Here is a 17,881-nt window from a genome sequence, read left to right on the forward strand (position 1 = left end):
CCGTTTCTGCTCTTTCCTTGTGCCTGGCTGAAAGAATGTTTCTCGACCCCTTTCTTACCGGCGAGAACAAGATAACCTGACACGAGGTTCTACATGTCTAAAACTCTGATAGTGGCAAAATTCGGCGGCACCAGCGTAGCCGATTTTGAAGCGATGAACCGCAGCGCCGATGTGGTGTTGCAGGATGCCAGCACGCGCCTGGTGGTGCTTTCCGCCTCGGCGGGCATTACCAATCTGCTGGTTGCGCTGGCGGAAGGTCAGCAGCCGACGCAGCGCGCCGCACTGCTGGATGATATTCGCCGTATCCAGTATGCCATTGTCGATCGCCTGCAACATCCTGAGGTCATCCGCGAAGAGATCGACCGGATGCTCGACAACATCAGCATGCTCTCTGAAGCCGCCTCGCTGGCCACCTCCAACGCGCTGACCGATGAACTGGTCAGTCACGGCGAACTGATGTCGTCGCTGCTGTTCGTTGAAATTCTGCGTGAACGTCAGGTGCCGGCGGAATGGTTTGATGTGCGCAAGGTGATGCGCACCGATGACCGCTTTGGCCGGGCGACACCTGACGTGCAGGTGCTGGCGGAGCAGGCGGCGGCGCAGTTACAGCCGCGGGTTGAACAGGCGCTGGTGATTACCCAGGGCTTTATCGGCAGCGAGAGTGAAGGCCGCACCACAACCTTAGGTCGCGGTGGCAGTGATTACACCGCGGCGCTGCTGGGCGAAGCGCTCAACGCGGCGCGGGTCGATATCTGGACCGATGTGCCAGGCATCTACACCACCGATCCGCGCGTGGTGCCTGCGGCGAAGCGTATTGATGAGATCACCTTTGAAGAAGCCGCTGAAATGGCGACCTTCGGCGCGAAAGTGCTGCATCCGGCGACGCTGCTGCCCGCGGTGCGCCGCGGTATTCCGGTGTTCGTCGGCTCCAGTAAAGATCCGGCGGCAGGCGGCACCCGCGTCTGCAACGAAACCCGTAACCCGCCGTTGTTCCGTGCGCTCGCCTTACGCCGCAAGCAGACGCTGTTAACACTGCACAGCCTCAACATGCTGCATACCTTTGGTTTCCTCGCTGAGCTGTTCAATATTCTGGCGCGTCACAGCGTCTCGGTGGATCTGATCACCACTTCCGAGGTGAGCGTGGCGCTGACTCTCGACACCACCGGCTCCACCTCAACCGGTGCCAGCCTGCTGACCCAGGCGCTGCTGACCGAACTCTCCTCGCTGTGCCGGGTGGAAGTTGAGGAGGATCTGGCGCTGGTGGCGATTATCGGCAACCAGCTGTCGAAAGCCTGCGGCGTCGGGAAAGAGGTGTTCGGCGTGCTCGACCCCTTTAACCTGCGCATGATCTGCTACGGTGCCAGCAGCTACAACCTCTGCTTCCTGGTGCCAGGCAACGACGCGGAGAGCGTGGTACAGACCCTGCATCGCAACCTGTTTGAGTAAGCGCTGATGAGGGTCAGGCCGCCTCTGCGCGGCCTGACCCTGGCTAAAAGCGCATCATTTCTCCGCCTCGCCCGCCAGGTTAATTCTGCTGTAACCCACTGTAAAACAAAGCATCAGCCTGATGCATTGCCAAATGACCACCCCTTTGTTTGCGCATTTCGTGCACTTCCGTTGCGCTCCCCTTGCGCAGATTTATAATCCCGCCGCTGAATCAATTCACCCTAATACAGGAAATATCATGAAAAGGTTAGTCGCAGAGGCGCTGGGCACTTTTGTGCTGGTCGCTGGCGGTTGCGGTAGCGCCGTGCTTTCCGCCGCATTCCCCGGACTGGGCATTGGCTTTATGGGCGTCGCCCTGGCTTTCGGACTGAGCGTCCTGGTGATGGCATATGCGGTCGGTCATATCTCAGGCGGCCACTTTAACCCGGCGGTCACCCTGGGATTGGTGGCAGGCGGACGTTTCTCCGCCTCGCAGGCCATTCCTTACATCATCGCGCAACTGGTGGGTGGCATTGCCGCCGGTGCGGTGCTTTATCTGATCGCCAGCGGTAAAGGCGACTTCAACGCCGCCGCCAGCGGTTTCGCGGCGAATGGCTACGGCGCACACTCGCCGGGCGGCTTCAGCCTCCAGGCCGGAATGATCACCGAAGTGGTGATGAGCGCCATCTTCCTGATTGTCATCATGGGCGCAACCAGCGAACGCGCGCCAAAAGGCTTTGCGCCAATCGCGATTGGTCTGGCCTTAACCCTGATCCACCTGATCAGCATTCCGGTCACTAACACCTCGGTTAACCCGGCGCGCAGTACCGCCGCGGCGCTGTTCCAGGGCGACTGGGCGATTTCTCAGCTGTGGATGTTCTGGTTAATGCCGATCATCGGCGCGGTGATTGGTGGTGTGATCTACCGCGGATTAGAGGAAAAAGCAGCGTAATTTCGTCAATAAAGGGTGGATCGGCAGCAGTCGATCCGCTTTTCCCGCCTGGTGCCATCTTCCCCGTACGTCGTGATAACGAAATGTTATGATCCCGCCTTCGCCTGCGCAGTCGTTCCTGCGTGGCGTATTGTCAGGGCAAATCTGCATTAAACATCACATTCTTATAAGGAAGTCTGGCCATGCTCGCCACCCTCACTCGCCTGTTCCCGCTCTGGGCCGTGCTGTTATCTGTCGCCGCTTACTATTCTCCCGCTACGTTTCTCGGCATCGGGCCGTGGGTAAGTTACCTGCTGATGCTGATTATGTTTGGCATGGGCGTGACCCTGAATATCGGTGATTTTAAGCGGGTACTGACCCGGCCAGCGCCGGTAATTGCCGGAACCTTTCTGCACTATCTGGTGATGCCGTTAGCCGCCTGGGGGCTGGCAAAACTGTTCCATATGCCGCCCGATCTGGCGGCAGGTATGATCCTGGTGGGCAGCGTCGCCAGCGGCACCGCCAGTAACGTGATGATCTATCTGGCGAAAGGGGATGTGGCGCTGTCGGTGACCATCTCTTCAGTCTCCGCGCTGGTGGGGGTGTTCGCCACGCCGCTGTTAACCCGTCTCTACGTCGACACCCATATCCAGGTGGATGTGGTGGGCATGCTGCTGAGCATTGTAAAGATCGTAGTGATCCCGATTACCCTCGGCCTGATTATTCATCACAGCATGAACAGCGTGGTGCGCCGGGTCGAACCCTGGCTGCCCGCGTTTTCGATGGTCTGCATTCTGCTGATCATCAGCGCGGTGGTGGCGGGCAGTCAGAGCTTTATCGGATCGGTCGGCCTGATGGTGATCGCGGCGGTGATGCTGCATAACGCGATTGGCCTGCTCGGTGGCTACTGGGGCGGTAAGCTGTTTGGTTTCGATGAGTCCACCTGCCGCACCCTGGCGCTGGAGGTCGGGATGCAAAACTCCGGTCTGGCGGCGACGCTGGGCAAGCTCTACTTCTCGCCGCTGGCGGCCCTGCCTGGCGCGCTGTTCTCAGTGTGGCACAACCTCTCCGGCTCGCTGCTGGCCGGTTACTGGTCGGGTAAACCGATTAACAAAAAATAATAGCGCGGGCGCGCCCGCGCTCGCCTGCCGCACCGGAGAATCATCCTCCGGTGCGGCACGGCGTTACTCATAATCACGCTCATCATCAGGCTGTTCCAGCACGGTATAGGCCACGCCGCAGAACAGCGAATTCAGACGCTTCATGTCACCCAGCAGACCCAGATGCAGTGAACTAGTCTCAATGCTCTGCACGTTCTGCTGGTGCAGGCGGTCTACATGGGCGTGGGAGTAGCGGCGAATCATCAGGCGGAAGCGATGTTTAGCGCGGCGCAGACGTTTGGCGCTGGTGACATCGTGTGACAGAAACACCGACAGGCTCATGCGAAGGTTGGCGATCAACAGCTCCTGCAAGGTTTCCAGCTCCTTTAAGCCCTCGGCGGAGAAGGCGCGGCCCGCCGCCAGCGACTTAGCGGCGATCTCGCCACTCATCCGCTCGATAATGTCACCGGCCTGTTCCAGATTAAGCGACATCTCAATGATCTCCCCCCAGCGGCGAGAATCCTCTTCGGGCAGATCCTCTTTAGGCATCCGCGCCAGATAGAGTTTGATGGCGGTATAGAGCACATCCACATCATCATCCAGCCGCCGCACCGTGCGCTCCTCGCGCGGTTCGCCGCGCACCACTTTATTAAACGCCTCCAGCATCTGCTCCACCACGTCGCCCATACGCAGCGCTTCACGGGCGGCGTTGACCAGCGCCAGCGCCGGGGTGTCCAGCGCGCTGCGATCGAGATGTTTCGGCTTCAGGTGCAGTGCGTTATCAACGTCGTCGGCGATCAGACGGCGGCAGAGACGCGCCATCGGGTCGGCAAAGGGCACCATCGCCACGCAGCGCACCAGGTTGTAAAACACGTGAAAGAAAATCACCAGCTCTTCATCGTTAACCGGCAGCTTATCCAACCCCAGTGCCACCCAATCGACAAACGGCAGGATCAGCACGCAGCCGATCACCTTGAACAGCAGGCTGCCGAGGGCGACACGTTTGCCCGCCGCATTGGAGCCGCTGGCGTTGATCATCGCCAGCAGGCCGCTACCGAGATTGGCACCAATCACCAGGCAGAGCGCCACCTTAAACGAAATCACTCCGGTGGCGGTGAGCGTGGCGGTGATGAGCACCGCCGCCAGGCTAGAGTAGCTGATAATGGCGAACACCGCGCCGATCAGCGCATCAAGCATCACGTCACCGGTCAGGCTGGAGAAGAGCACCTGTACCCCCGCCGCCTGGGTAATCGGGCGGGCGGCTTCAACAATCAGTTGCAGCGCCAGCAGGATCAGCCCCAGGCCGATACTGGCGCGGCCTAACTGTCCGGCGCGCGTCTGTTTGCGGCTAAGAAAGAACACCACGCCAAAGAAGATAAACAGCGGTGAGAGCCAGGAGAGATCAAAGGTCAGGATACGCGCCATAATCGCGGTGCCGACATCCGCGCCGAGAATCACCACCAGGGCGGGCGTCAGGCTGACCAGATTCTGCGCCACGAATGAAGTCACCAGCAGGGTGGTGGCGTTGCTGCTCTGCACCAGCGTCGTGACGCCGATACCCGCCAGAAAGGCCATCGGTTTTTTTTCAATGCTGCGGCTCAGCACGCGGCGCAGATCGGCACCGTAGACCCGCATGATGCCGGTACGCACGATATGGGTCCCCCAGACCAGCAGGGCCACGGCGGAGAGTAGATTAAGCAGGGTTAACACGGAATGGCGCTCCTCGACCATCAGGCTTTAAGCAGCACAGAGTGCCAGCCTGATGGAGAGAGCAATCTGCGAAGGGGGGATTGCCGGACAATGCGCGATTTTTTCCTGTGTTTTAAGCAACCTGGCGCAACGTCGACATCTCCAATTGTAGACCAATCTGCCTGCCAGCGGGATGTAAAGCTGCCGCCGAACGGTTAAGCACATCCACAGAGAGTTCGACGCCCTGCGCCCGGACGCGATAGCGGATCACGTTACCCAGCAGGCTGTGGCTGAGGATCTCCGCCGGAATCCCCTGGCCCGGTTCAGTGAACTGCATCGACTCAGGCCGGATCGCCACCTGGCTGTGAAAAGGCTGGCCGGTTAACTGTGTCGCCTGTTCCGCGCTCAGCAGGTTGTAGTTGCCGATAAAGCCCGCCGCGAAGAGATCGACCGGCTGGGTATAGAGCGCTTCCGCGTCGCCGTTCTGCACAATTTTGCCCCGGTTCATCAGCACGATGCGATCTGACAGGGTCAGCGCCTCCTCCTGGTCGTGGGTGACAAACAGGGTGGTAAGATTCAGCTCGCGTTGAATATGGCGGATCTGATCGCGCAGATGGCGACGAATGCGCGCGTCCAGCGCCGACAGCGGCTCATCCAGCAGCAGCAGGCGCGGACGTGTCACCAGCGATCGCGCCAGCGCCACGCGCTGACACTGGCCGCCTGAAAGCTGATGCGGATAACGGCGTGCATAGTCATTCAGTTCCACCAGCTCCAGCGCCTCCTGCACCCGCTGACGGATCTGCGCCTCTGGCAGCTTCTGCATCTTCAGGCCAAACGCGACGTTCTTCTCCACCGTCATGTTGGGAAACAGCGCATAGCTCTGAAACACCATGCCGATGGCGCGCTTCTGCGGGGCCAGCGGCACAATATCTCTGCCTTCGATTCTGATCTCACCGCTGTCGACATCGGTTAACCCGGCCAGACAGCGCAGTAGCGTTGATTTGCCGCAGCCGCTGGGGCCGAGCAGGGTGACAAATTCCCCCTGTTCGGCGCTGAAGTCGATCTGCTCAAAAATCGGGGTGGGTCCATAGCGCTTATTCAGCTGTCTGACCTCAAGGTAACTCATACTTAACCTCGTTCGGGATTCAGGGCGTTGGCCAGCCAGGTGACCAGCAGCACCACAAAGAAATAGGAGATCACCAGCGCGCTGGTGAAGTGGCCGCTGCCGTTGCGCATGTTGAAGAGATAAACCTGAAGCGTCTCATAGCGGTTGCCGACCAGCAGGTTAGCGAAGACAAACTCACCGATCAGAAAAGAGAACGAGAGCAGCACCGCAATCAGCATCCCTTTGCGCAGGTTGGGCAGTACCACCCATAGCGCCGCCTGCCAGGTGCTGGCACCCAGCAGCTGCGCGGCATCGATCAGCTCTTTCAGGTTGATCGACTGCATATTGTTAGCCAGCGCGCGATAGATAAACGGCAGCGCGATGGTAAAGTAACAGCCAATCAGGATCCACGGTGTGCCGGTCAGCATCAGCGGTGAGGACGAGTAAAGTTGCAGTAATCCCACCGAGGAGACCACCGGCGGCACGGCGAACGGCATCAGGATCAGGATGTTCATCACCGCATCGAGCCGGGGATAGTAGTAAGCGATTACAAACATGGCGGGCAGCACCAGCAGCAGCGAGAACAGCAGCGCGCCGAAGCAAATCAGCAGCGAATGGCCCAGCGCCGTCAGGAAACGGCCATCGCTCCAGAGCTGGATGAACCACTTCAGGCTATAGCCCTGCGGCAGAATGGTATTGCTCCAGTCGGATGACAGCGCATAGAGCAGGGTCGCCACCAGCGGCAGCGCCAGCAGGCTGAACAGTAACCCGACCATCACCCGGTGATAGAGACGCTCGGCGCGTGACATGTTGGCTCCTTTCATGGCTGTTTCGCATTGAGATAGCTGCGGCGCACCAGATACTGCTGTACCAGGGTGATCAGCGCCATAATCGCCACCAGCAGCATCGCCAGCGCGCTGCCGGTGTTGGGGTCGAGCGAAATATCGCCGGAGACCAGCGCGGCGATGCGCACCGGCACCACGTTAAAATTGCCGGTGGTCAGGGCATAAATGGTGGCGTAGGCACCCAGCGCGTTCGCCAGCAGGATCACAAAGGTGCCGAGCAGCGCCGGAAAGAGGATCGGCAGAGCAACATGCCAGCCGTAGCGCCAGCGGCTGGCACCGAGCAGCGCCGCCGACTCCTGCCACTCTTTTTTCAGCCCGTCGAATGCCGGATAGAGCAGCAGTACCCCCAGCGGGATCTGGAACCAGGTGTAGACCATCACCATGCCGTTACGCGAGAAGAGCCGGAAGCTCTCTATCACCCCATAATGGCGCAGCAGCAGCGTCAGACAGCCGTTCAGCCCCAGCAGGATGACAAAGGCAAAGGCCAGCGGCACCCCGGCAAAGTTGCTGGTCATATTGGTGAATGAGATCAGAAAGCGTTGCAGTCGCCCGCCGCCGAGCTGATGCAGCGAATAGCCGGTGATCAGCGCAATCAGTAAGCCGTAAACGCTTGACCAGAAAGAGATGTCCAGCGAAAAGCGAAACGCCTGCTGATAAAAGGGCGAGCTGAGAATATCCAGATAGTTATCCCAGCCCCACTGGCTGTTCAGTTCGCTCCAGAAGCTGTTGATGGCGATCCACAGCAGCGGTGCCAGCTGAAAGGCGACCCAGAACAGGGTAAAAGGCAGCAACAGCAGCAGCGCCAGCGCTTTTCCCTTCATCTCTGCGACTCCGCCAGCAGTCCGCGACAGACCGGTTTGTCGTGTGCCACCTCCAGCAGCTCGCATAAAGTACCGCACAGGTCGGTCTGCTGCGGCGCCAGGTCGGGTTGCAGCGAGAAGGCGCGGCCAAAAACAAACAGCGGCACCGTGGTCTCCTCCGGCAGGACTCCGCCATGTGAGCGATCGTCATTCATGCCGTGATCGGCGGTCACCACCACCTGATAGCCCTCCGCCAGCCACAGCGGCATCCACTGCGACAGCAGGCCGTCGGCGATGCGCGCCCGGTTACGATACTGCGGCGAAGAGAGTCCCGATTTATGACCGGCGTCGTCGATATTCATCGGGTGGATCAGCAGGAAATCGGGATCGTAACGCAGCCGCAGACTCTCTGCGTCTTCAAACAGATGGGAGTCGGGATAGCTGTCGTCAGAGTAAAAATGGCCATACTGAATCGGCAGCGCCGGCGCGTCAGTGTGACGATCGCGCGCCGGAAGGAACGGGGTCCGGTTATAGAGTTCACTGACCCAGTGGTAGGCGGCTGCGGCGGTCTTCAGTCCGCCCGCGCGCGCATAGTGAAAAACGCTGCGCTCGCGGCTTAAGCGGCTGACGCCATTGTGAATAATCCCGCTTCTGACCGGCGTGACGCCGGTCAGAATGCACTCATAGAGCGGACGCGACAGCGAGGGCAGTTCACAGGTCAGCCGGTAATAGTAGCCGTTGCCCTGTGAACATTCGGCATGCAGATACCCCATTGCATGTTGCGCCACCTGATTGCTCAGCCCATCCAGCACCACCAGAATCGTTTTCATTCCGTTCCCCTGCCGCGTACTACTGCTGCATATTGATAATGACGTTTTCCTGCCACAGGCGCGGCAGCATTTTCGACGACTTATCCCAGGCGGCCTGATCCTTCACCGGACGGGCATTTTTGTATTCAGACTGCGGCAACAGGCGGGCCTGAACGTCGGCGGGCAGAGTCAGATGCTCGGCACGAATCGGACGGGCGTAACCCTTCGCCAGATTGATCTGGCCCTGGTCTGAGAAGATATATTCGCGCGTCAGTTTTGCGGCGTTAGGGTGTTTCGCATATTTGTTGATGATGGTGGTGTAGCCGGAGGTGACGGAGCCGTCAGACGGGATCACCACTTCGTAGCGATTGCGGTCAATCTGGTCACGATAGTTCAGGGCGTTAAAGTCCCACACCACCGCCATCTGCACTTCGCCTTTTTCGATATTGGCAATCACCGGATCGGTGACGCCAAGACGCCCCTGTTTTGCCAGGTCGGCAAAGAAGGCCAGCGCCGGTTTCAGGTTCTTCTCATCACCGCCTAACGCGTAGTTTGCCGCCAGGACACCGTTAGCAGCCTGAGCTGCCACGCCGACATCGCCGATAGTAACCACATACTTACCTTTTTTCAGATCGGCCCAGCTGTGGGGGATCTCTTTGACCTGCTGCTTGTCGATCAGAAAGGCGATAGTGCCGGTATAGGCCAGTGCCCAGTGACCCTCTTTATCTTTGGCCCAGGCGGGGATCTGATCCCAGTGGGTCGGTTTGTAGGGCTGAGTTACCCCTTTCGCCACCGCGATCGGTCCAAAAGCGGCACCCACATCGCCAATATCCGCGCTGGCGTTCTCTTTCTCCGCATCAAATTTCGCCAGCTCCTGCGCCGATGACATATCGGTGTCGCTGTGCTTAAGACCATATTTGCTGCTGATGTCGTTCCAGGTGTCTTTCCAGTTGGCCCAGCTGTCCGGCATCCCGACGCTGTTAACCTGGCCTTCACTGCGCGCCGCTTTTTCCAGTGCGGCGAGGTCATTATCGGCGGCCTGCGCAACGGGCAGGGTAAGCACTACAGCACTGGCTACTACAGAGGCGATAAACGCTTTCATCTCAGTTGCTCCGGGTGTAAGTTGATGGGCCTGGCTGGTCTAGTCCAGCAAGAACCGAGCCAATGTAGCCCCTGACTATGAACGATTTATGACAGAGCGGCGCTGTACAGGGGATGGGCGATGAAAGATGCGGCCCGTTCGCCCGTCACAGACGCATTTACCTGAACAGTGATAGTGCGGAACCGCACCAAAATGAGGCTACTGTGGTGGAGTCGATAGCACTCAAAACGGCGGAGGCGATCGCCAGCGCTTTACTGAGCCGTATTCAGGCGGGTGAGTTCAGCGGCGGGCGACTGCCGGCGGAACGCGCGTTAAGCGAAGCGTTCAGCACCACCCGGATAACCCTGCGTGAAGCGCTGGGCAAGCTGGAAGCACAGGGGGTGATCTACCGTGAACTGCGTCGCGGCTGGTTTATCGCGCCGCCGCGACTGATCTACAACCCACTGCACCATAGCCACTTTCATGCGATGGCCAGCGAGCAGGGGCGGCAGGCGACGACCGAGGTGCTGGCGGCAGAACAGGTGGCGGCGCAGGAGAGGGTGGCGACGGCGCTGCGGCTGGCACCCGGTTCGGCGGTTTACTGTATCCGCCGCCTGCGGCGCATCGACGGGCGCGCGGTGCTTTATGTGGAGCACTATCTCAACCCACGTTTTTTCCCTGGCCTGCTTGATGAAGACCTGACCCGTTCCCTGACCGATCTCTATGATCAGCGCTACGGGATTCGCTACGGCGGCGCGCGCTTTACTATTCTGCCTGGCCCGTTGCCGGAGGTCGCCGCTCCGCCGCTGAATGTGGCAACCGGCAGTCCGGGTTTGCTGATCACCCGCATCAACCGCAATCAGCAGAAAGAGGTGATTGACTGCGACTGCGAATACTGGCGCTACGATGCGCTCTGTGTCGATGTGGAAGCCTGAGTGGATATTGTGATTTGCGTCACACTCGCGCATGATAGCGCGCGCGAATAACTGCTTTTAAGGCGCGACATGAGTGACAAAAATCCCTGGGCCCGCAACCTTGCCACGCTACTGCAATGGGTGCTCAATCTGGGCCTGCTGAGTCTGGCGATTATCCTGATCGTCTTTCTGGGCAAAGAAACCATCCATCTGGCCAACGTGCTGTTTAATACCGGCGAGCAGGCTTCCTCCTATCTGCTGATTGAGGGAATTGTCATCTATTTCCTCTATTTCGAATTTATCGCCCTGATTGTGAAGTACTTTCAGTCCGGCTATCACTTCCCGCTGCGCTATTTTGTCTATATCGGTATCACCGCGATTATCCGTCTGATTATCGTCGACCATAAAAACCCCTTCGATACGCTCTGCTATTCTGCCGCGATTCTGATGCTGGTGATCACGCTCTGGCTGGCAAACAGCAACCGCCTGAAACGTGAGTAATCTCCCTGCCGTCTGCTATGACGGCAGGTGTTCCCATCGCGTCTCTGCGCTAAACTACCCACCTGAAAATGATTGGGAGTAGTGCTATGTCGCAAGACGCGCTCAGCTTATTACGTGCGCTTAACTGGCTGTCTCCGTCGCAGGCGACGCTGGCGCCGCCGTTGCTCGACTGGCTGATGGAAGAGGATTCGATGACGCGCCGTTTTGAACAGCACTGTCAGCGGGTCACGGTTCAGCCGCTGCGGGAAGGCTTTATTGAGGCCAGTGAGTTGGGTGAGGAAAGCGCGTTGTTGCCAGACGATGAACGCTTCTGGCTGCGCGAAATTCTGCTCTACGGTGACGGAGAGCCGTGGCTGGCGGGCCGCACTCTGGTGCCGGAAAGCACCCTCAACGGGCCAGAGGCGATGCTGCAACAGCTGGGCACGCGCCCGCTGGGGCGTTATCTCTTCTCCTCTTCGACGCTGACCCGCGACTTTATTGAGCCGGGGCAGGTTGAGGCGCTGTGGGGACGCCGCTCGCGTCTGCGTCTCTCCGGCAAGCCGCTGCTGCTGACTGAACTTTTTTTACCGGCGTCGCCGCTCTATCGCGATTTAGCCTGAGGATGTGTGGTGCAGAGTTTAACTATGAATAAATGGCGCGCTTACGCTCGCCTGATGCGTATCGATAAGCCGATTGGCACGCTGCTGCTGATGTGGCCGACGCTCTGGGCCTTATGGCTGGCTAAAATGGCGATCCCGCCATTGCCGGTGCTGGCGGTGTTTGTCGCCGGGGTGTTTGTGATGCGCGCGGCCGGCTGTGTGATTAACGACTACGCCGATCGCAAAGTGGATGGACATGTGGAACGCACGAAGCATCGTCCGCTGGCCAGCGGCGCGGTCAGTGCCGGAGAGGCGAAGCTGCTGTTCGTGATCCTGGCGCTGGTGGCTTTTGTGCTGGTGCTGACCATGAACCTGATGACGATCATGCTCTCGGTGGTGGGACTGGCGCTCGCCTGGGTTTATCCCTTTATGAAGCGCTACACCCATCTGCCGCAGGTGGTGCTGGGGGCGGCGTTTGGCTGGGCGATCCCGATGGCCTGGTCCGCAGTTAGTGAGTCCTTACCTCTGGTCTGCTGGCTGGTATTCTTTGCGAACATCTGCTGGACAGTGGCCTACGACACCCAGTATGCGATGGTGGATCGTGACGATGACCTGAAGATTGGCGTGAAGTCGACGGCGATTCTGTTTGGCCGTTTCGACAAGCTGATTATCGGCCTGCTGCAACTGGCGACCCTGCTGCTGATGGCGCTGGTAGGGATGATGCTGCATCTGAATGGCGCGTTCTACTGGACGCTGTTGCTGGCCGCCGCGCTGTTTGTTTATCAGCAGAAGCTGATCGCGCAGCGCGAACGTCAGCCCTGCTTCCAGGCGTTCCTGAACAACAATTATGTCGGGATGGTGCTGTTTCTCGGCGTACTGATGAACACGCCGCCGTTCAGCCAGATTTTCTGATAGCGCGTTTCAGGCATAAAAAAGGCGACCGCATGAGGTCGCCTTTTTACTGTGTACTATTGTCAGTCGTGTGCCACAGCCGTTTCAATCGTCATGCGGACATCGCTGGTCACCAGGTCAGCCAGGATGTGCCAGGTCGCCAGGGTCTGCGACACGTCAGCATCACCTTTATCGCTGATATAACCCTCATCGCGCAGCGTCAGGACCAGTGAGGTAAAGACCGCTTTGTCGAAGAACTCCGGGGCGTTGATACCGTGCAGCACCGACAGGCGCTGTGCCAGCGTACGGCTCTCTTTCTCCAGCGTGCCGCGGTTGATCGTCGGCTTGGCGCTGAGAATCGAGAAGGTGATGGCATAACGCTGGAGCGTTTCCCGCACCCCGGCCGCCAGCAGTTGCAGCGTACGGTAGCGGGCGGCGGTAAAGCGCAGTTCACCCGCTTCGCGCGTAATCAGGCCCTGACGCGCCAGCTCCTGACAGAGTTCTGCCAGCAGTTGCGGCAATTCGTCACTCTGCCAGCGCAGGAACAGCTCGCTCTTCAGCATCGGGTAGATCAGGCTCACCTGGCGCAGCAGCTCAGCTTCGCTCAGCGCCTGATGCTGCTGAACAATGGCGGCAATCAGCGACGGCATCACCAGCATGTGATGAATATTGTTGCGGTAGTAAGTCATCAGCACTGCCTGCTCACGCGGCAGAATGATGATGTCGCCGATGCTGTCCTTTTCGCTCTCAAACTTATTCATGCCCAGCGCGTGATCGAGCAGCGCTTCTGCGGAGAGATCGGGAACGGTGGCATTCGGCGAATAAGGCACGTTGCGCAGCAGCTGGGTATAGCACTCCAGCTGCTCGATCAACTGCTCGCGGGTAAGTGAGCGCTGACGTGAGGCGAGCAGGGCGGTCACACAGAGGTTCATGGCGTTGGCCGCGCCCGCTTCATTGATACGCACCATCAGCCTGGCGGCAATATCGTTGACGGTCGGCGTTAACCAGCCCGGACGCTGCGGTTCGATCGGGTCCACGGCGTCACGCCACTCCGGCACGCGCTTGTTGAGATAGTTGACCAGCGGCAGCGGTTCGCCAAAGTTCACGTAACCCTGACCGAGATTGCGCAGCTTGCGTAAGCCACGCACCATCTGCATAAAGCCCTCTTTCTCTTTGGCCGCGCCGCGCAGCTCTTTGGCGTAAGTGCCCACTTCCATCACATGCTCATAGCCGATGTAGATCGGCACCAGGGTGATAGGACGGTTGCCACCGCGCAGCATCGCCTGGAGCGTCATCGCTAAAGTGCCGGTTTTAGGATCGAGCAGGCGACCGGTGCGTGAACGGCCCCCTTCGACAAAGTACTCGACCGAATAACCGCGGGTGAACAGCTCGCCAAGATATTCGCGGAACACCGTGGCGTAGAGCTTGTTGCCTTTAAAGGTGCGGCGAATAAAGAAGGCGCCCAGCCGACGGAAAATCGGGCCGGCTGGCCAGAAGTTGAGGTTGATGCCCGCCGCAATGTGGGGTGGCACCAGGCCCTGATGGTAGAGCACATAGGAGAGCAGCAGATAATCCATATGGCTGCGATGGCAGGGCACATAGACAATCTCATGACCATCCTGCGCCAGCTGGCGCACCTTCTCGCCGCCGTTAACGTTGATGCCCTGATAGAGACGACTCCAGAGCCAGCCCATTACGCGGTCGGTGACGCGAATCGCTTCATAGGAGAAATTGGCGGCGATCTCTTCCATCATATCCACCGCGTTCTGCTGCGCTTTCTCATGGGAGATTTTTTTGCTGCGGGCCTCATCTTCCACCGCCTTTTCAATCGCTTTGGATTGCAGCAGGCGATTAAAGAGATCCTGACGCGCCGGTAAGCGCGGACCCACCGCCGCCAGCCGCTGGCGGGCAAAGTGAATACGCGCCACACGCGCCAGTTTCTGGGCGATCGACTGATCGGTGCCATGTTCGGTCGCCATCCGGCGCAGTGACACCGTTGGCGAGAAGCGGACAAAGCTGTCGCGTCCGTGCCAGATCACCGCAAAGAACTTCTGTACGCCGTTCAGCACGCGCAGGTGAGGCGTTGGCTCGCCCTGAACCTCACGGCCTGGCGCGCGGCCAAACATCACCGTGACCGGCAGCATCTGAATATCCAGCTCGGGATTATTGCGGTGCAGGTCGAGGTAATCGTGAAAGATCTTCACCGACTCCACGCTGGGCACAAAATAGGGGAAGACACGCGGGCCATCGTGGATAAAAACGTGGCGCGGCAGCAGTGAGCCATCAATCTCCAGTGGAGAGAGCGGGTCGGGCAGATGGTGCCGCAGACACTGCGCGCGTAAAGTCAGTAAGTCAGCCTTCGAATCATAAGGCAGAACGTACATAATAGGTCGGGTCGGATCCAGACCATGTTCAGAAACGGGATCGGCCGGAATGGCCTTACTTTTTACCAAAAACGACAGTGGTAAATTAAGCAGTTTGTAATAGAGTTTACGCCAACCTGACATAGACAACATGAAGCCTCTTGTTAGCAAAGCGCCGCAAGCATACCAGAAAGCGCAGCGAAGATCTGTGGTGGTGCCAATTGCACGCAGCCCAGACATTGACGTCAATCCGAAGAAAGGGTTCCCACATCATGGCAAATAATGCCACCGGTCTTATAAGAATCGTGAAAGCCGCAGGTTACTCATGGCAGGGGCTGCGTGCCGCCTGGCAACATGAAGCGGCGTTTCGCCAGGAGGCGCTGGCCGCGCTGGTCGCCATTGTCGTGGCCTGCTGGCTGGATGTGGATGTGGTCTCCCGCATTCTGATGATAGGGGCGGTGGTGCTGGTGGTCATTGTTGAAATCCTCAATAGCGCCATTGAAGCCGTGGTTGACCGCATCGGCCAGGAGCATCATCCGCTGGCGGGCCGGGCAAAAGATATGGGCTCGGCGGCGGTGCTGATCAGCATCATACTGGCACTGTTTGTCTGGATCGCGCTGCTCTGGACACATTTGCGATAAGCCTTCCAAAACCGCGCTGGGAGCGCGTTTTACCTGACAATCGGTTTCCATTTCGCCAATACCTGTATATACTCACAGCGACTGTATAAACAACCAGGGGGCGGGATGAAAGCATTAACCAGCAGGCAGCAGCAGGTCTATGACCTGATTCGCGACCATATTTCTTCGACGGGCATGCCGCCTACACGTGCGGAAATCGCCGCGCAGCTGGGCTTCCGCTCGCCGAACGCGGCAGAAGAGCACCTTAAAGCGCTGGCGCGTAAAGGGGTGATTGAGATTGTTTCTGGCGCTTCACGCGGCATCCGTCTGCTTATGGAAGAAGAGCCCTCTGAAGGCTTACCGCTGATTGGCCGGGTGGCTGCCGGTGAACCGATCATGGCGCAGGAGCATATCGAGACCCACTACAAGGTGGATCCGGGTCTGTTCAAGCCCTCAGCCGACTTCCTGCTGCGCGTCAGTGGAATGTCGATGAAAGATATTGGCATTATGGATGGCGACCTGCTCGCGGTGCATAAAACCCAGGATGTGCGCAACGGTCAGGTTGTGGTTGCCCGCATCGACGATGAAGTAACAGTGAAACGCTGGAAAAAGCAGGGTGCTATCGTGCATCTGCTGCCGGAAAACAGTGACTTCGACCCGATTGTGGTCGACACGCGCGCGCAGTCGCTGACGGTAGAAGGTCTGGCGGTGGGTGTGGTGCGCAACGGCGAGTGGCTCTGATTCTGATGCCCGCGTGCATTCGCCTGCTCTGATGCTATTCTGTCTGCCCTAATTTTGTCGCTGCCTCTTCGCAGCGACACTGAGCACGGAACGGCGAATGCGCTTTATTACGGCAACCGATAAAAACCTCTGGCGGCTCGCGCTGCCGATGATCCTTTCAAATATCACCGTTCCCCTGCTGGGTGTGGTCGATACCGCCGTTATTGGTCATCTCGACAGCCCGGTCTATCTTGGCGGGGTTGCAGTCGGGACCACTGTCACCAGTTTTCTCTTCATGCTGCTGCTGTTCCTGCGGATGAGCACCACTGGCCTCACGGCACAGGCGTTTGGCGCTGGAAATAAGCCCGCGCTGGCCCGTGCCCTGACGCAGCCGCTGCTGATTGCGCTGCTGGCTGGGCTGCTGTTTATCGCGCTGCGCTATCCCATTATTCAGCTGGCCACCCATCTGGTGGGCGGCGATCCTGAGGTGCTGAAACAGGCGGCGCTGTTTATTCAGATCCGCTGGCTGAGTGCGCCGGCTACGCTGGCTAACCTGGTGATCCTCGGCTGGCTGCTGGGCGTGCAATACGCCCGCGCGCCGGTCATCCTGCTGGTGGTGGGTAACCTGGTCAACATCCTTCTCGACCTCTGGCTGGTGATGGGTCTGCACTGGGGTGTGGCGGGCGCGGCTACCGCCACGGCGCTGGCGGAGTACATCACGCTGGGCGTCGGTGCGGTGATGGTCTGGCGGGTGTTAAAACTGCGCGGCATCACCATGGCAATGCTGAAGCAGAGCTGGCGCGGCGACGTTCAGCGCCTGCTGCGGCTGAACCGCGATATTATGCTGCGTTCTTTGCTGCTCCAGCTCTGTTTCGCCTCGCTGACCGTGCTGGGCGCGCGCCTCGGGCCGGACGTGGTGGCGGTTAACGCGGTGCTGCTGATGTTTATCACCTTTACCGCCTATGCGCTGGATGGCTTTGCCTATGCGGTGGAAGCCTTTGCGGGAGAAGCGCATGGCGCAAAAGATGGCAGCCAGCTGCGGCTCGTCTGGCGCTCTGCCTGCCGTCAGGCGGTGGTGGTGGCGCTCTTTTTCTCGCTGGTGTATGCGTTTTTTGGCCCGCAGATTGTCACGCTGCTGACCTCGCTTGAGACGTTGCAGCAAACTGCGGACCGCTACCTGTTCTGGCAGGTGGTGATGCCGCTGATCGGCGTCTGGTGTTATCTGCTGGATGGGATGTTTATCGGCGCGACCCGCGGGCGCGAGATGCGAAACAGCATGGTGCTGGCCGCGGCTGGCTACTTTCTGACGCTGCTGAGTCTGCCGCTGCTGGGCAACCACGGGTTATGGCTGGCGGTTACGGTGTTCCTCGCGCTGCGTGGCCTCTCCCTGTGGCTGATCTGGCGCAGGCACTGGGTTCAGAACAGCTGGTTTGACGCCTGAGCGGGCGGGCGCTGAGCGCAGCGGCTACGGATTATTCTGTATTATTCCGTCATCCTCGTTTTCATGAC

The 17,881-nt window shown here is 59.1% G+C and carries 17 protein-coding genes; 10 read left to right on the plus strand and 7 right to left on the minus strand.

Going from position 1 to position 17,881, the window contains the following annotated elements:
* Nucleotides 1-93 precede the first annotated feature (93 nt).
* The 3 genes from lysC (at nt 94) to panS (ending at nt 3,477) form a co-directional block, all read left to right on the plus strand.
* Nucleotides 94-1,446, plus strand: coding sequence for a lysine-sensitive aspartokinase 3 (gene lysC / locus ACCW71_RS15875; protein WP_436373048.1), 1,353 nt, complete (start codon nt 94-96; stop codon nt 1,444-1,446).
* 235 nt (nt 1,447-1,681) lie between these two features.
* The gene (gene aqpZ, locus ACCW71_RS15880) at nt 1,682-2,377 is read left to right on the plus strand and encodes an aquaporin Z (protein WP_436373197.1); all 696 of its coding nucleotides are present in this window, start codon (nt 1,682-1,684) and stop codon (nt 2,375-2,377) included.
* Between the two features lie 182 nt (nt 2,378-2,559).
* Nucleotides 2,560-3,477: a ketopantoate/pantoate/pantothenate transporter PanS gene (gene panS, locus ACCW71_RS15885; protein ID WP_436373049.1), complete on the plus strand. Its 918-nt coding sequence runs from the start codon at nt 2,560-2,562 to the stop codon at nt 3,475-3,477.
* Between the two features lie 63 nt (nt 3,478-3,540).
* On the opposite strand, the gene ACCW71_RS15890 is transcribed toward panS, so the two are convergent.
* From ACCW71_RS15890 to ACCW71_RS15915, 6 genes are all read right to left on the minus strand, one after another.
* Complete coding sequence (locus ACCW71_RS15890; protein WP_436373051.1) at nt 3,541-5,166, minus strand: Na/Pi cotransporter family protein; 1,626 nt, start codon at nt 5,164-5,166, stop codon at nt 3,541-3,543.
* Between the two features lie 112 nt (nt 5,167-5,278).
* Complete coding sequence (locus tag ACCW71_RS15895; protein ID WP_436373054.1) at nt 5,279-6,271, minus strand: ABC transporter ATP-binding protein; 993 nt, start codon at nt 6,269-6,271, stop codon at nt 5,279-5,281.
* Nucleotides 6,272-6,273: 2 nt separating this feature from the next.
* The gene (locus ACCW71_RS15900; RefSeq protein WP_436373056.1) at nt 6,274-7,059 is read right to left on the minus strand and encodes an ABC transporter permease; all 786 of its coding nucleotides are present in this window, start codon (nt 7,057-7,059) and stop codon (nt 6,274-6,276) included.
* 11 nt (nt 7,060-7,070) lie between these two features.
* Nucleotides 7,071-7,916, minus strand: coding sequence for an ABC transporter permease (locus ACCW71_RS15905; RefSeq protein ID WP_436373058.1), 846 nt, complete (start codon nt 7,914-7,916; stop codon nt 7,071-7,073).
* The gene (locus ACCW71_RS15910; RefSeq protein ID WP_436373060.1) at nt 7,913-8,725 is read right to left on the minus strand and encodes an alkaline phosphatase family protein; all 813 of its coding nucleotides are present in this window, start codon (nt 8,723-8,725) and stop codon (nt 7,913-7,915) included. The genes ACCW71_RS15905 and ACCW71_RS15910 overlap by 4 nt, the downstream gene beginning before the upstream one ends.
* A 19-nt stretch (nt 8,726-8,744) precedes the next feature.
* Complete coding sequence (locus ACCW71_RS15915; RefSeq protein WP_436373061.1) at nt 8,745-9,806, minus strand: ABC transporter substrate-binding protein; 1,062 nt, start codon at nt 9,804-9,806, stop codon at nt 8,745-8,747.
* Nucleotides 9,807-10,012: 206 nt separating this feature from the next.
* On the opposite strand from ACCW71_RS15915, the gene ACCW71_RS15920 reads away from it, so the two are divergent.
* The 4 genes from ACCW71_RS15920 to ubiA all read left to right on the plus strand — a co-directional run bounded on the left by ACCW71_RS15920 (nt 10,013) and on the right by ubiA (nt 12,690).
* Nucleotides 10,013-10,720, plus strand: a complete 708-nt coding sequence (locus ACCW71_RS15920) for a UTRA domain-containing protein (protein WP_436373198.1) — start codon at nt 10,013-10,015, stop codon at nt 10,718-10,720.
* Nucleotides 10,721-10,789: 69 nt separating this feature from the next.
* Entirely contained in the window at nt 10,790-11,200 is a 411-nt protein-coding gene (gene psiE, locus ACCW71_RS15925; protein WP_436373063.1) for a phosphate-starvation-inducible protein PsiE, read from the plus strand.
* An 86-nt stretch (nt 11,201-11,286) separates the two neighbouring features.
* Nucleotides 11,287-11,799 (plus strand): chorismate lyase, encoded by a 513-nt coding sequence (gene ubiC, locus ACCW71_RS15930; RefSeq protein WP_436373065.1) that lies wholly within the window; start codon nt 11,287-11,289, stop codon nt 11,797-11,799.
* A gap of 24 nt (nt 11,800-11,823) precedes the next feature.
* Nucleotides 11,824-12,690: a 4-hydroxybenzoate octaprenyltransferase gene (gene ubiA / locus ACCW71_RS15935; protein WP_436373200.1), complete on the plus strand. Its 867-nt coding sequence runs from the start codon at nt 11,824-11,826 to the stop codon at nt 12,688-12,690.
* A gap of 62 nt (nt 12,691-12,752) precedes the next feature.
* Here the strand turns inward: ubiA and plsB are convergent, their stop codons facing one another.
* Nucleotides 12,753-15,176: a glycerol-3-phosphate 1-O-acyltransferase PlsB gene (gene plsB / locus ACCW71_RS15940; RefSeq protein ID WP_436373202.1), complete on the minus strand. Its 2,424-nt coding sequence runs from the start codon at nt 15,174-15,176 to the stop codon at nt 12,753-12,755.
* Nucleotides 15,177-15,304: 128 nt separating this feature from the next.
* Here plsB and ACCW71_RS15945 point away from each other — a divergent pair, with 128 nt between their 5' ends.
* From ACCW71_RS15945 to dinF, 3 genes are all read left to right on the plus strand, one after another.
* Complete coding sequence (locus ACCW71_RS15945) at nt 15,305-15,673, plus strand: diacylglycerol kinase (protein WP_436373066.1); 369 nt, start codon at nt 15,305-15,307, stop codon at nt 15,671-15,673.
* 105 nt (nt 15,674-15,778) lie between these two features.
* Nucleotides 15,779-16,393, plus strand: coding sequence for a transcriptional repressor LexA (lexA, locus tag ACCW71_RS15950; RefSeq protein WP_436373069.1), 615 nt, complete (start codon nt 15,779-15,781; stop codon nt 16,391-16,393).
* A gap of 97 nt (nt 16,394-16,490) precedes the next feature.
* A complete protein-coding gene (gene dinF, locus ACCW71_RS15955; protein WP_436373071.1) occupies nt 16,491-17,813 on the plus strand; it encodes an MATE family efflux transporter DinF in 1,323 nt (440 codons plus the stop codon).
* Nucleotides 17,814-17,881 lie beyond the last annotated feature (68 nt).

Origin of the sequence: Pantoea sp. C2G6 (genome assembly GCF_051336815.1) — a bacterium.
Classification (GTDB): Bacteria; Pseudomonadota; Gammaproteobacteria; order Enterobacterales; family Enterobacteriaceae; genus Pantoea.